Below are 14,527 nucleotides of genomic sequence, written 5' to 3' on the forward strand. Positions count from 1 at the left end.
ACCTCATTAATTAGGAAAGCAGATGCAATTAACGATTCATCAAATTGATGCATTCACCAGTGAATTATTTAAAGGTAACTATGCTGCGGTAATCGATGTTGAAGCGTGGCTCAGTGATGAGCTTATGCTACAAATAGGCGCTGAGAATAATGTGTCTGAAACCGCGTTTACGTGCAAACAAGCCGATGGAAGCTTTGCAATACGTTGGTTTTCACCATTAATGGAAATTGATTTTTGCGGCCATGCCACACTTGCCGCCGCTTTTGTGTTGTGTGAACAGCATGATGTAAAGCAAGTAACGTTTCATGCACCTGCGGTAGGTGAGCTAATTATCAATAAAAATAATGATGCTAGCTTTGCTATGACCTTCCCGAAGCAAGCACCGAGTGAGGCTGAGAATATACCTTCAGAGTTGTTTGATGGCTTGTCTATACAACCAATTAAGGTGTTGAAAAATCAGCAGGCTTACTTTGTTATTTATGAAAATGAGGAAGATGTCGTTCACCTTAAAACAGACTCTAGTTTGCTCAAAACCTTATATCCGTTAGATGTAGTTGCGACGGCTAAAAGTACAGAATATGATTTTATCTCACGTTATTTTTGGCCTGCAAGTGGTGGCGATGAAGACTTTGTAACTGGCTCAATTCATACGGGTCTTGCGCCTTACTGGGCGCAGCAATTAGGTAAAAAGTCACTCAGCGCGTATCAAGCTTCAAGCCGGGGTGGACATATGCAATGTGATGTAGGTGATCATACAGTGACTTTAACAGGGCGGGCTGTACGCTATATGCAAGGCACGATTTATTTATAACTGATATTTATAACTGCTATTTGGTGCTGCCTTGCGGAAGTTTAATGGTGATTTGCGCGCCATGTTCGGTATTTGCTAACTGTAGCTGGCCGTTGTGCTTTTGTATTATATCGTTACATAGTGCGAGTCCAAGCCCGTTGCCGGTTTTTTTAGTGGTGTATAAAGGCTGGATTGCGTGCTCTAGATTAGCAAAGCCTGGGCCGTTGTCGGTCAGTTGCAGTATTTGTATACCGGCTTGGTGAAAGCAACGTAAGGTTATACATGCAGGACTGTGAGTGGCCTCAAATGTATTTTTAAATACATTAATTAACAGTTGCTCAATAAGTAGCTTATCAGCAAAGCATTGCGACTCGCCCGCAAAATTAAGTTGAATGTTTTGCTCGGCTGCGTTGAGTGTTGCTAAGGTTTGTAAATCAAAGTAGTGTGGCTTTGCTGCAGGCAAGCGGCTTAATTCTGAGTAGGCTTTTATAAACTGCAGCAGTGATTCACTGCGTGATTTTACTCGCGTTAATACTTGTCTTGTTTGTTTTTCATTTAGTGTTTCTGTGCTTAGTAGTGTATCTGTCATAGATGCCATGGGGGTCAGCGAGTTATTTAACTCATGCGATAAAATACGAATTAAATCAGCTTGGGATTGACGTTTTGCATCTTGCAGTTGATGACCAATATAACTGGCGGTAATAAGTGTTTGTTTTGTATCATTGAGCGCAATACGTTGCACTTGCCAATTTTGATTTAATTTAGCATGACTACATTGTTTATCTTTAACTGTAAAACCGCATTCAGCCATACTCATACCCCGTAGTAGCGGCGTTTTAAGTTGCTGATACATCGGATGATTGAAGAAAATAAGCTGCTCTTGCTCGTTAAATAGGGCTACTGGGTGGGGCCAGTGTTGAAATAGCCCGTCGATCAAATGCGTTGATTGTGGTGCAGGCTTGTTAAATAGCGTTTCAATTTGTGCACCGAGAGCCGTCCATGGTGAGCTTGGATCTTTGTAACCTAAGCTAAGGTTACTTTGCCCTTGCTGTTTTGCATCAATGTAGGCTTGCAGCTGAGCAACAGGCGAAAAATAAGCGTTAAATAGCCTGTAGATACACATAATAAGCAGATAACTAAGGCAAATAGCCAAAGTGGTAGTTAGCAGTACGTCTTGGCTGAATTGGTAAATCCAGCCTGTACTTGGCACAATAATAGCGCAAAAAATACCAGTGAACGTGCTAATTACCTTGGCTTTATGGCTCACTTTAAAGTTACTCATCAAACCCCTCTAGTTGGTATTTTTCCATCCGTCGGTACAGCGCATTACGTGAAATACCTAAACTTTTTGCCGCCGCAGTTATTTGTTGGTTATGCTGTTGTAGTACGTCAGTGATTCTTTGTTTTTCAAGCTCTTCAAGTGTGAGTTGTGGAATTAATTGGCTTTTACTTGTTTGGCTATCCAGCATTATATGGGCTAATTCGATGACACTCTGCGTGCAAATCAACATAGCGCGTTCTATTACATGGCTTAGCTCACGAATATTACCGGGCCAGCTATGGTTGCATAGCAGCTCTTCAACGCTTTGGGATAATGTGCAAGGCGACTTGTTATATTTACCAGCAAACTGATTAATAAAATGTGCGGCGAGTGGCAATATATCGTCTTTTCGTTCACGCAGAGCTGGGAGCGTGATCACAAAGGTGTTTAAGCGATAATATAAATCTTGGCGAAATTGCCCGTTTGTAATCGCGCTGGCTAAGTCTTGATTGGTTGCTGCAATTAGGCGTACGTTAACCTGCTCACTGTTGTTTGCGCCCAGTGGTGTAAATTCACCGGTTTCGAGTACTTGCAATAATTTAGGCTGTAAATGAAACGGTAAAGTGCCTATTTCATCCATAAATAAGGTGCCATTTTTGGCGCGGCTAAACGCACCAGTGCGGTCTTGCTTAGCGTCGGTAAACGCGCCTTTATGATGACCGAATAGCTCACTTTCAAATAAAGACTCTGCAACAGCACCCATATTTAGGCTCACAAAGGGGGCTTCACTGCGTGCGCTTAATTGGTGGATACGCTTGGCTAGTTGTGATTTACCCGTGCCGTTTTCTCCTAAAATTAATAAGTTAGCATCGGTTGGTGCAAGCTGTGTTATTAGGGTATTGAGCGATTGCATCGCGCTGGAGTATGCTATCCAATCACTTTGTGTCGGCTGCGTAGTAATAGGCTTAATGTGATTAGCTATTTGGCTGAGTAATTTTTCTTTTCGCCATGGTTTTTCAATAAAATCTTTAGCGCCAGTTTGTAACCCGGTTACTGCAAGTTCAATATTTGCCCATGCAGTCATTAGCATAACGGGAATATCCAATGGCGTGATTTGCTCTAGTAGTGCAAGACCTTCCTTTCCTGAAGTTGTATCACGGGTGAAGTTCATGTCCAGTAACACCAGCGCAGGCGTTAACCGACAGAGCAATTGCATGCATTGGCTTGGTCCATCAGCTTCAACCACACGATAGCCTGCCTGCTCTAAAAGTAGTGATAAGGCAAAGCGAATGTCATCGTCGTCATCAACAACTAAAATAGTGTGTGGGGTCATTGTGGTTGTAATGGCAGCGTATGCTGCCATCTCCTTAAAAGTTTATTGCTCTCTAAGCGCACGCATAGGGTCAGCATTAATAATACGCCATACTACCAAAACAATGGCAATAAAGACGATAGCAATCAATAAACTAGTGAATATTGTTAGTGCTTGCCAAGAAAATGCTGGCAACATAGGAATTGCTTTTTGTAGCGCTAAATAAAGACCGCAGGCGAGGGTAATAGCAATAGCTAGCGCACTCAGTAGTAAGCCATTAAAACTTTTTAATGTTCGCTTCATTAGGTTAATACGGCTTGCGCCGGTTGCCATGCGTATTGCAAGTTCAAAGCGTTTTAATTCTGTAAAGCTCATCGCCATACCATTACTACCTACGGCTGCAAGTAGCAAAGTTAATAGAGATAACGCACTGATAAAATAAAACTGTACGCGCTGCGGCATTGTTTGTTCTGCCCAGCGCTCATCAAGTGTGCGTGCATCTACTTCAATCACTTGTGGGTGAGCATATTGAATCGCTTGCATAATGGCATGTTTGTCAAAGCTCTGCCCTGGTGGTAGCTGCATAGCAATATTGATCCCAAAATTAGCATTATCGTGCGAATAACTGTAAAGCATAGTTGGATAGCCCTGATCTTTTGCCATCATGGTGTAATTGTCTGCGATTACTCCAATAACTTGACGATTAGAAACTTTTTTACCTATTACCGATTCAATCGTGCCATCTGTGGACAATTGCTTGGCAAAGGTTTCGTTGATCAATGCCACAGGCTCTAAATTTAGATACTGCGTTTGAGTCATATTCTGCCCTGCTAGCAAATTGAGCTTATAGGTCTGTAAATAATCAGGCGCAATATTAATCGTCATATAGGTAAAGCGCTCTTGTGTTTGCTCATCCTCAGTCATATTTATGACGGTATTAAAACTAAAGGGTTCGCCTTGGCTTTGTAGTGGGGTGATATTTGGCTGCACTTGGAGGATTGCTTGCTCAAGTTGATTTTTTATTTCGAGCGCCCCCTGATAGTGTTGCTTAGTTTTTTGCTCTGCGGCCTCAGGATCTTGTGCGACTTGCGCTACTTTTTCCTCAATTTCAGCACTGTCTAAAATCGGATCATCGTTACTTTGTAGACGTACATTGGCTATTAGTGTATTTCCTGGCTCAAAACCTAAGTGAATATTTAGCTTATCGTAGGCGGTATTTGCCAGCATAGCGGTGCCCGTTAAAATAACCGCAGCGGAGCTTAACTGTGCAATAAATAACACTTGACTAAGACGGGTCACTTTACCTGCATTGACACCCTTATTACCGTTATTAAGGTTGCTAATTAGTTGTGTTTGATCAAACTGACGGGTTGATAAAAATGCAAAAAATAAATTTATCGTCAGCACAATTGCAACCGCAACAGCAATAGTTATTGCATCAATTTGCACTAGTTCAAGCATCGCGATATTACCACCGCTGATGATAGGTAATAGCCTAATCAGCCAAGCGGCACCTAACAAACCTAATACTGCGGCGAGTAAAAAGGTGCTCAGGTTTTCTAAAAAGCTCATTACTAATAATTTGTTGCGTGATGCGCCCATACATAACTGTGTGGCAAATTCTTGTTCGCGTTGTTGGTAATGGGCAATAAATAGGTTTAGTAGGTTGAGGCTTGCCATTACGAGTAAGATGACCACAGTTGCTAATAAAAACAACAGCATGGTTTGCTGATCTTCCATCAGGTTATCGCGATATAAGGTTGCCGTGCTTTCTGGGGCCATGCTCTCAAACATTTGTTTCATAGGGCCAAGCTGTTCACCTTGGTCAAGATAATACTGCTGCCAAAAACTCTCCATGTCATCGGCCGTAAATGCACGTTCGGTTTGGCGAAATAGGGGCTGCAGGCTGCCATCTATCGTCATTTGTGTAGGCATTGCTGCTTTTTCGGCTAAATCATAATAACGCCAAACTTGTTGAGTATATTTTTCATCGTTATCGGAATTAAACGATGAAAAGTCACTGACCACTCCGCGAATTTGCACCGATGTGGCGTCTATTTGTAATGTTTGACCTATTGCATTTACGTTTTTTTGAAATGCGCTTTGCCATAAACTCTCAGAGATCCACACAGAGTTTTGAGTATTTACTTTGTTTGGTTGTTCACCTAGTAGCAGGGTTCCTCCGACCATGGTCATAAAGTTATTACTGGCATCAAAACGTGACACTGGGTAATTCGTTTCATGCACTTTTACCGCACTTTCGTCAGCTTGGTATGCAGCAAACCGGCCGTATCTTTTGTATTGCTCAGCTAATAGTGCCAAGCGCTTAGCGGTAAACATAGAAACACGCATGTCTTGTGAAACCGCCATGGTACGGTTAATGACATACAGGCTGTTTTCGTCTTTTATATCAGGTAAAGGTTTAAAAATAAGATGGCTACTCATGGCGACAACAGCAAGCACCGCTGCCAACGTTAAACTTAACGTAAGTAGAATTGGCAGTGACAAGCGTGGCAATGTAAATAGCCGTAAAACACCGTGACGTAATGCGCGTAGATAAAAACTCATGCAACGGCCTCCTGATGTTCAACCAATACTTTACCATCAAATAAACGGATTTGACGCTGTGCCATTTGACTGTAACGTTCATCATGCGTCACCATAACAACGGTGGCACCTTGCTTGTTTAAATCAAGTAACAGTTGCATTACAGCATCGCCGTTTTGGCTATCTAAGTTACCGGTTGGTTCATCTACTAGCAGTAAGTCAGGGTTGCCTACTAATGCGCGAGCGATTGCAACGCGCTGCTGCTGTCCGCCAGATAACTGGTTTGGTTTATGATCTAAGCGTGCACTCATGTTTACCGCCGCTAGCTGTTTCTCCACTGCGGTTTTTATTTCTTTGCTAGATGTGCCGCGGTGCTCCAATGGCAATGCCACGTTTTCAAATACAGTGAGGCTATCAATTAAATTGAATGACTGAAATACATAGCCAATATGCTTGTTACGTACGCTAGAGCGTTGATCAACTTTAAGGCTATGTGTATCAATATTGGCTAATTGATAATGGCCATCAGTTGGCGTATCTAGCAGGCCTAATATACTGAGCAAGGTTGACTTTCCACAACCTGAAGCCCCTGAGATAGCGATGAATTCACCTTTATTGATAGTTAAAGATACATCTTGTAGGGCATGTGTTTTTACTTGGCCTTTACTGTACACTTTATTGATATTGTTAATTGTTACGAGTGCTGTCATGAGGTTTTCCTTAAAGTTTTGAAGTATCTAGGGCCAAGTGGGTGTAAGTATGCCATTGGCTTAAATCATTTGTGATAATTTTTTCACCCGCAATAGCCCCGGTGGTAATTAACAGCTCAGAGCCTGTTAATTCGCCAAAGGTGATTTGCTGTTGTTGTAGTTGTGGTTGGTTGGGAATTTGTTTGTATAGTCGTTGTGCGCCAAGTGGTTTTAAACCGGGTTGCTGGCTCACATATAATGCATTCTCTTTGCGCTCAACGAATACCAATGCATTGACTGGTTGTGCTGGGCGTAGGTTTGAAGGTAGTGGTTCGCTCAGATGTACTTCGGCTACAATAAAGCCATTTTCGACTACAGATGCCAGCTGTTTAACTGTGCCTTTTAGCGTGCCATTGGGATGCTTTAATTCAACCGTAGCACCAAGTTGAATACGTTCAGCAATACGTTGTGGGATATTCAGTCTTGCCATTAATTGTGTTTTTGAACCAACGCGCGCCATTGCTTGCCCTTGGTTTACCCGCTCTCCAAGTTCAATATCTAAACGTTGTAGGGTGCCTGCAATCCCTGCGGTGATAGTTAATGCCGCAACTTTGTTGCTGACTAAATCGACTTGTTTTTGTTGCTGTGTTAATAGAATTTTCTGTTGCTCAAGTTCTAACTTGTGCATTTCTTTTTGTTTTTCAAAGCGGTAATTTGCAAATTCTAGGCGTTTCTTAAGTTGATTGTGTTTAAGAATGGCACGCTCTAAATCAATTTTGGCAGCAATACCTTGATCCGATAGGCGCTGGTTTACGTCAACATCTAACTTAGCCCCTTGTATCTGACTATCAATATCAGCCAATTCGGCTTGGAAGGTTAATTGCTCGTTTTGTTTTTGAAATTTAAATGAGGCAAATTCAGAATGCATACGCTCAAGTTTGGCCTGTGATTCAAACAATTGCTGTTGTAAATCAGGATTAACTAACTTCGCGATAATAGTTGTTGCTTCTACATCAGCACCTGCTCGTAAATAAATCTCACCCACTTGCCCTGTTGCTGGTGCGCTGATCAGGCGTTCATAGCGCGATGCGTATTGACCATACACTGGCGTCATAATATCAATATCGCCTTGCTGTACAGTAACTACATTGAGCGTGTTAGCGCTAAGCTGTGGTGTGGTCGGTTTAATAGTGAAATAACCGATACATGTGACAGCCACAAGCGCTGCAATAATTAGCACAACTTTTAATGTGTTCGGTTTTGTTTTTTGGTCAATATTGATATTCATTATCTACTCATCATCTTGGTTGATACTGTAGTTAATGAAAGTTTGATGCCAAAATTAAATTTATTTATATTTCAATGGTTTGGTTGTTTTTATGGTGTTTTTTAGTAGATGTGTGTTCGATATCGAACGCGGCTGTGTTCGGTTTTGAATACGCGTTACTCACCCCAGGCTTAGTTAACAGGCTTGGGGTGAGTAATCAGAGTGTCAGTTAAGTAGGCTTAAAAGCGGTAGCGGATTTTTGCGACAAAATTATCGCCAGTGCGCTCTCCCCAACCTTCACTAAATAACTCCAAGTTAGCCTGATTTAAGTCATTCACCGAACGTCCGCCTCGGCTGTAGACTAAAAATATATTTGATAGTGGCGACAGCTCATAACGATAGCGAATTTGCAGGCGAGTGGTAGAGCGCGAGAAGTCATTGGCTACCGCATTGCTAGCGTATAAGTCGCCGTTACTATTAATACGCTGTGCTTGGCCATCTGTACCTGTGGCACTGATCCACTGAAAGCGTACTCTTAGTTCTTGTTTATCATCAATAGTGGCATCAAAATCAATGCTGTTATTAAGCTCTTTAAAGTTATAGCGAGCCAGTTGATTATCTATCCACAGTAAACTGTCTTTTTCCTGTTCTGCCCACAAGCTCCACGATATACGATAATTATCAGTGAAGTAATAACTGGGATGGTAATGTAAGCTGGTGGCTTGACCGTCAGAAAAAGTGTCTTCATACCCTAAACCAATATGGTGGCGAAACTTGTTTTGATTACCAAAGTTATATTCAGTAAAAAATTCGTAACCTGACTCGGTATTGAATATACCATTGCCACGACTAGTACGGTCATCTTTACCTGAGGTGATATATTCAGCGCGCCAAAACAAAAATGAGGTATCTTTGTATTCTTCATTACCGCTGAGAAATATAAAGCTTTTTAGATGATCGCCTTGGCTGTTGTAATCAACTCGCGCAGCAAGTTCAACACGGCGCTGCTTTAATGAATCATCGGCACTAAAGTCTGTAAAATAACGCTCATTAGAGTAGTAAATACGCTGTAAATCATTGCGCGATAAAAAGCCTAGATCGTTAACGTCATAATCATCAGTGTAGCGCGTTAAATTAAGTCGTTGCTGCCAGTTATCATTAAATTTATGCACTACATTAAACCATGCGCCTTGGCCTTGTGTGTCAGGCTCTTGCGCGTGTTCATTATCAATAAAACTGCCGCTTAGCTGACCTTGTATTTGTATGCTGTCACTGACATCTGTTCTAAAATCAATAGTGTGTACTTGCGCTTCTCGCCCTTCGCTGGCTCTATCTGCGTAAGTGGCTAAATAACCAACTTGTGCTTTTGCGAACTTATATTGACCTCTGGCTGTAGCAAAACGACTTGCGTCTAAACCGCTGTGAGTATCGTCTTCGATAACCATCATGGCGCCAAAATCTATGTTTTGACCATTGCGGGTGTATTTTACTGCAGCATCAATATCGCCATCAACACCAATGCGCCGTGTATGCACTAATCGCAACCCTGCATTACCTTGCAAGTCGAACAGTGACTGGTTTTCAGTGAAGAAAGAGCGACGTTCGGCAAAGAATGTTTCAAATGGTGAAAAGTTAACGACGAGGTTATCAGATTCAACTTGGCCAAAATCAGGGTTTAGCGCCACGCTTAATTGCTGGCTCGCATCTGGTCGCCAAAATATATCAAGACTCAGATTGCTGCTATTTTTGCTGTTCAACATATCTCGTTGATACATTGCGGAGCCGAATATTTCCAGTGATGAACTGGCAAAATTATCAACGCTAACAGTACCAAACTCGCGGATAAAATCAGGTTGCTCACGAGATGTAGGCACTTGGCTGTAGCTACTGTCAGATTTGACGTCGTGACGACGGACAAAAAGGCCAAGCTGACGTTGTGCGCTGCTTGCTTGTGCCATGGGGGCAACTGACCAAGGGATTAAATATTCAGCAGTCCAGCTGTTATCAGTTTGTGTGGTTTTACCAAACCACGTACCGTCCCAGTCGCTTTTAAAGCTATTATTGTTTTGCCAAATGCCATCACGCATTGAGCCGCCGTTGCCAAGAATAAAGCCATAAGCGGTATTTTTACTGTTGTCAAAATCAATGATGAGTTCAATATAGTCACTTTCAAGATTGCTATCGCGGGCTGTACGCATGGCTGTTTGCTGTGTTTTAGGTTGCTGAGCAATAACTGCAACGTGAATGCCTTCTTCACTCGTAAAGTATTTCACTTCAGAGGCAACTGGCGCAGCCGCAAGACTAAAAGGTCTAATTGTTTTATCTAATACTAATGTGTGCGCTGTTTGCCACTGCACTTCATTTAATTGGCCGTCAACTTCCATTGCGCTAGTGTGTTGAGAAAAAAGGCTAATAGAGCAGGCGAGTGCTAAGGGGGCGAGGCTAAAATGAATTTTATTTTTTTGCAACCAAGTTTGGGGGAACCGAGACAAACCAGTCATAACTATTCCTGTCATTTAATTACCGAGTATTTACTGGCGCGTAAGTGAAAGTAATGTTGTTAGGTTAATTTACGCATAAATAGCAATAATTTGGTGTTATAAAAAGACCGTACTTTTTTATATTGATCAAGACGATCATATAATAAAAGTACGGTCTAACGACTTATGCTTCTAGTGCTTTACTAATTAAGCGGTCTATATACTTTTTATGTGCTTTAGTTGCCGTATCTGCTCCCCACGCAGTGCTGAGATCAGCAATTTGGGTTAGTTGATAAAGTGCGGCTGTTTTAGCTAGGTTATCGTGCTTGCTTGTCTTGCCCAGTCCGGCAATAGCAATTAGCTGATTTACATATTCAATTTGTAAATTGTGGCTGATTGAGTTCGCTCGTTTACTATCGACAAAAATGCTGGCTGTTAACTCTTCCATAAATTGACTAAGGCTGTATTGGTTACCATAAAGTGCGGTGTCTGAAATACGCTGCATTACAGCAGGGTGTAGCAGCTGCGATAACACTGATTTTTGCATGCCTAAAATCATTTTATGCGGTTTAGGATCTTCATTTTTACCGTAATGATTAAAACCACGACGCTGCTGTTGCATGTAGCTATAAAGTGGCTTCATGCTAGTTAGCACGTCCGGTGCAAATACGTTTTTAGCTAAAATTTGCATCGCTTGCTGTTGGCGTTCAAGTGGCACTGGTGTATAAGGTGCAACCGCCTCATTCCCACCTACTACAGCACGCTCTACATACACACCACCAATTTGACGAGAAATCACATTAGCTTGTGTTCTGTATTGACCAAACAAGCTGTTTGCCGAGATTAGCAGTTGTTGATGCGATTCACCTTCAATACGGGCTTTATCTTTAAGTTCAGTAAACAGCTTATTGATTAGTGCCATTCTGTCTGCGCCATATGCTGCAGGATTAGACGACATATCACCAATCATAACGCGTGGGTCAATATGGCGACCTGGCGCACGCATATCATCAGCATCATTACCAAAGGCAAGTTTGTGTTCTGTTGAACGGGCTAAGATGGCTTCTAGACGTTGTTGTTCAGCAGTATTGTCTGGTTTAGCTTGGCTGTAACCAAATTCTATGGCCCAATCATCGTAAGGACCAGGCTTAGTTTGGAAAATGTCACCTTGTGTCATGCCAATTGGTGCGATATTAGCTGGGGCATAATCCATAACAGAACCCGTCACGATCCCTTGCGTTTTTGTTTTGTCATGTACGTCTTTTTCATTCCACAATATAGATGACTTCATGTTGTGGTTAAGGCCCAGTGTGTGGCCGACTTCATGTAAAACTAACTGTGTAAGACCCTGGCGCAAAATTTCTTTATCTTCAATGCTGGCACCTGTTGATAGGCTATTTGCAAGCATCATATTTTGTTGAATTTCATGACCAAGAGAGCAGTTTAGTTCACCGGTATTTGCATGTTCATTACTGTGGTTCATAGTGCCTTGAGTAAAGAGCGTGTCGTAAATCCAGCGGTTTTTCATAAACACAAACTCAAGCATGATGTCTGAGCCGAGGATTTCGCCGGTTAACGGGTTTGCAAGTGCAGGGCCGTAACCACCAAATGGAGGCTTAGGTGATGAAGTCCAACGTAGTACGTTATAATTTATATCGCCCGCATCCCAATCAGCATCATCTGGTTGTATTTTTACTACGATGGCATTTTTAATTCCCGCTTTTTCAAACGATGTATTCCATGCAAGCGTTGCCTTTGCAATGGTGTCACGCCATTCAACTGGTGTGGTATTTTCAATCCACCATGTGATCGGTTTTACTGGCTCTGATAATGCGGCGCTTGGATCTTTTTTCTGTAAATCCCAGCGTTTTATCACATCTTTATACGGTGCCCAATCTGGCGAAGTCATTTGATCAAATTGGTTAGTAAAGTAACCAATGCGAGCATCATCAATACGCGGTTGATAGTTATTGTCAGGTAAAGCTACAAATGAATGTTGTACTTTTACAGATACATTGCGAGGGTCGCTAACGGCGCTTGAGCCACGAACACTTGGGTTAGCATTTTCAAATACATAATCTACAACAACATCTAAGTTATTAGCATAAGGGCGTTGTTTTATAATGCGCGATTTTTTATCACTTAATTTGCCGACTTTAAAACGTTTTTTAGCGTTTTTGTCGTTTGGGTTTGGCCATGGCGATACTTTATGTAGCGCTTCGCTTAGAAAAAGCTTATCTACATTAAAAGCGATTTTGCCTTCTTCTTGTTTTTCAATTTTAATACTAGCGAGTACCGCTTCACTGATATTGGCATCGGCTGCTTTTGCAATTGCGCTGTTTTCATCAAACTGGTAACGCGGTGTTTTACTAATAATATCAATACGGTCAAAGTACTTTCTAAATTCAATTAGCTTGGTTTCACGGTATGCGCCACGAAAATGCCCAGCATCAGTCACGCCATCAACAGTATGTGCAAAATACACAAATGGCGTATCAAGTTGCGACTCGTTAATCACCATTAAGTGATCGCCAGTTTTTTCGTCTTGGTATAAGCTAAAAATACCAGCGAATTCAGTTTTGTTTTTAATTAATTCAGCAATAGTTTTACTTTTTTTGTCATCTTTTTTATCGGCAGCTAATGTGTGGCCGCTGGTTGCTAATGCTAAGCTCAGTGCTAATGTGAGTGTAGTTAATTTCATTTTTATATTTCATTCAGCTTGTAAAAAATTTAGGTAATAGTACCGAATAAAATTAATGAAAAAAGAGAACCGCGATGAATGCTGTTGCGTTCAATGTAATGTGTTGATTTTAATATTTATTTTATTGTAACAAAATGTTCAAAAAATGATTTCTAAAAGATAAACAGAGTAAAATATAAGTGTTCCTGTTTTGGTACATAAATTGTAACAGTTGCTTACAAATGTCACGTTAATGTTTCATTTAGCTCTGTTATTATACTGTCAGTGAAATTTTAAGGGGAATAATAATAATGCGTACAGGTATATTGAAATGGATACTTCCTTTTGTCGCACTAGGCATAGGTATTGTCGGCTTTGTGGGAATAAATGCAATCGCACAAGAGCCAGATAAGAAAGAAATCGTAGATACACGACCCACTGTAAAAGTTGAGCCTGTCTCGGCTAACAATCACCAAGTGGTTATTAATAGCTATGGCGAAGTTAAGCCACTTGAAAGCACACGCCTTTCTGCACAAGTGTCGGGTGAAGTGGTGAGTTGGCATCCAAACTTTGTTGCAGGTGGCATAGTTGCCCGCGGTGAAACATTGTTTAGTATCGAAAAAGATAACTACGAAGCAGCCTTATTACAGGCTGAAGCAGAGCTGGCCCAAGCGCAATCGAAACTAATTGAAGAGCAGGCGCAAGCTCAGGTTGCTGGCGATGAAGCAAAGCGTTTCCCTGGTAAAGTGCGTACCGCATTATTTTTACGTGAACCACAAGTATTAAGTGCCCAAGCATCTGTTAAATCAGCTCAAGCTCGTTTAAAGCGAGCGCAACGTGATTTAGATAATTGTGATGTAACAGCCCCTTATGACGCACTTATTGTTAGCCGTGATATTGGTGTTGGCCAATATATTAATATGGGTTCTCAAATTGGAGAATTAAATAATATCGAACAAGCAGAAATCATCATTCCTATCGCTGGTTTTGATAATGTATTTTTACCTGAGCGCGTAAAAGGTATTACAGCAACAGTGATTAAAACAGGTTTACATGGTTTTACTCGCCAAGCAGTAATAGATCGAGATCTTGGTGTGATTGATAACGCAACGCGTATGAGTAGTTTAGTGGTGCGTATTGATGACCCATATGGCCTTACAAATAAACAACCAGCAATTAAATTTGGCAGTTATGTACAAGTAAATTTTGCAGGGACGATGTTGCAGAATATTTATCGTTTACCGCAAGAGCTGGTTAATAATCAAACTGTATGGATTGTAAATGAAGAGCAGCAATTAGAGTCACGTACAGTGAAAGTAATTCGCGAAGAGGGTGAATACTTTTATATCAGCGATGGATTAGAAGCGGATGATCAACTTGTTGTTACTTTACCTGAGTACCCACAAAAGGGTATGGCAGTAAAAGTTGCGGGTGTTCCAGACGTTAAAAAAAGTGATGCGCTAGATAGTGCAGCCACAGAAAAATTATAAAAGGGTGACTG

At 41.4% G+C, this 14,527-nt stretch carries 9 protein-coding genes; 2 read left to right on the plus strand and 7 right to left on the minus strand.

Annotation, left to right across the window (positions count from 1 at the left end; genetic code table 11):
- Positions 1–22 precede the first annotated feature (22 nt).
- Positions 23–811 carry a PhzF family phenazine biosynthesis protein gene (locus ADS77_RS10590; RefSeq protein WP_054454334.1) on the plus strand — a complete coding sequence of 263 codons (789 nt, stop codon included), beginning with the start codon at positions 23–25 and terminating at the stop codon, positions 809–811.
- A gap of 16 nt (positions 812–827) precedes the next feature.
- On the opposite strand, the gene ADS77_RS10595 is transcribed toward ADS77_RS10590, so the two are convergent.
- From ADS77_RS10595 to ADS77_RS10625, 7 genes are all read right to left on the minus strand, one after another.
- The gene (locus ADS77_RS10595) at positions 828–2,072 is read right to left on the minus strand and encodes a sensor histidine kinase (RefSeq protein ID WP_054454337.1); all 1,245 of its coding nucleotides are present in this window, start codon (positions 2,070–2,072) and stop codon (positions 828–830) included.
- Positions 2,065–3,414: a sigma-54-dependent transcriptional regulator gene (locus ADS77_RS10600; protein ID WP_231659061.1), complete on the minus strand. Its 1,350-nt coding sequence runs from the start codon at positions 3,412–3,414 to the stop codon at positions 2,065–2,067. The genes ADS77_RS10595 and ADS77_RS10600 overlap by 8 nt, the downstream gene beginning before the upstream one ends.
- Before the next feature lie 12 nt (positions 3,415–3,426).
- Positions 3,427–5,931, minus strand: coding sequence for an ABC transporter permease (locus ADS77_RS10605; protein ID WP_054454339.1), 2,505 nt, complete (start codon positions 5,929–5,931; stop codon positions 3,427–3,429).
- Positions 5,928–6,620 (minus strand): ABC transporter ATP-binding protein, encoded by a 693-nt coding sequence (locus tag ADS77_RS10610; RefSeq protein WP_054205856.1) that lies wholly within the window; start codon positions 6,618–6,620, stop codon positions 5,928–5,930. Before ADS77_RS10610 ends, ADS77_RS10605 begins: the two co-directional genes overlap by 4 nt.
- Positions 6,621–6,630: 10 nt before the next feature.
- On the minus strand, positions 6,631–7,887 hold the full coding sequence (locus ADS77_RS10615; RefSeq protein ID WP_054205857.1) for an HlyD family secretion protein: 1,257 nt from the start codon (positions 7,885–7,887) through the stop codon (positions 6,631–6,633).
- A 218-nt stretch (positions 7,888–8,105) separates the two neighbouring features.
- Positions 8,106–10,382, minus strand: a complete 2,277-nt coding sequence (locus ADS77_RS10620) for a DUF5916 domain-containing protein (protein ID WP_082355666.1) — start codon at positions 10,380–10,382, stop codon at positions 8,106–8,108.
- Positions 10,383–10,530: 148 nt separating this feature from the next.
- Positions 10,531–13,047 carry a zinc-dependent metalloprotease gene (locus tag ADS77_RS10625; protein ID WP_054454345.1) on the minus strand — a complete coding sequence of 839 codons (2,517 nt, stop codon included), beginning with the start codon at positions 13,045–13,047 and terminating at the stop codon, positions 10,531–10,533.
- Between the two features lie 290 nt (positions 13,048–13,337).
- Between ADS77_RS10625 and ADS77_RS10630 the strand changes: the two genes are divergently transcribed.
- Positions 13,338–14,516, plus strand: coding sequence for an efflux RND transporter periplasmic adaptor subunit (locus ADS77_RS10630; protein ID WP_054205860.1), 1,179 nt, complete (start codon positions 13,338–13,340; stop codon positions 14,514–14,516).
- Positions 14,517–14,527: the final 11 nt, after the last annotated feature.

The sequence above is a fragment of the Pseudoalteromonas porphyrae genome, assembly GCF_001298125.1.
In the GTDB taxonomy this organism is placed as follows: Bacteria; Pseudomonadota; Gammaproteobacteria; order Enterobacterales; family Alteromonadaceae; genus Pseudoalteromonas; species Pseudoalteromonas neustonica.

What these genes read in the sequence shown, in the direction of transcription:
- ADS77_RS10605 (WP_054454339.1), bottom strand. Translation starts at nt 5,931, where the DNA reads ATGAGTTTTTATCTACGCGCATTACGTCACGGTGTTTTACGGCTATTT.
- ADS77_RS10615 (WP_054205857.1), bottom strand. Translation starts at nt 7,887, where the DNA reads ATGAATATCAATATTGACCAAAAAACAAAACCGAACACATTAAAAGTT.
- ADS77_RS10630 (WP_054205860.1), top strand. Translation starts at nt 13,338, where the DNA reads ATGCGTACAGGTATATTGAAATGGATACTTCCTTTTGTCGCACTAGGC.
- ADS77_RS10595 (WP_054454337.1), bottom strand. Translation starts at nt 2,072, where the DNA reads ATGAGTAACTTTAAAGTGAGCCATAAAGCCAAGGTAATTAGCACGTTC.
- ADS77_RS10590 (WP_054454334.1), top strand. Translation starts at nt 23, where the DNA reads ATGCAATTAACGATTCATCAAATTGATGCATTCACCAGTGAATTATTT.
- ADS77_RS10600 (WP_231659061.1), bottom strand. Translation starts at nt 3,414, where the DNA reads ATGGCAGCATACGCTGCCATTACAACCACAATGACCCCACACACTATT.
- ADS77_RS10620 (WP_082355666.1), bottom strand. Translation starts at nt 10,382, where the DNA reads ATGACAGGAATAGTTATGACTGGTTTGTCTCGGTTCCCCCAAACTTGG.
- ADS77_RS10610 (WP_054205856.1), bottom strand. Translation starts at nt 6,620, where the DNA reads ATGACAGCACTCGTAACAATTAACAATATCAATAAAGTGTACAGTAAA.
- ADS77_RS10625 (WP_054454345.1), bottom strand. Translation starts at nt 13,047, where the DNA reads ATGAAATTAACTACACTCACATTAGCACTGAGCTTAGCATTAGCAACC.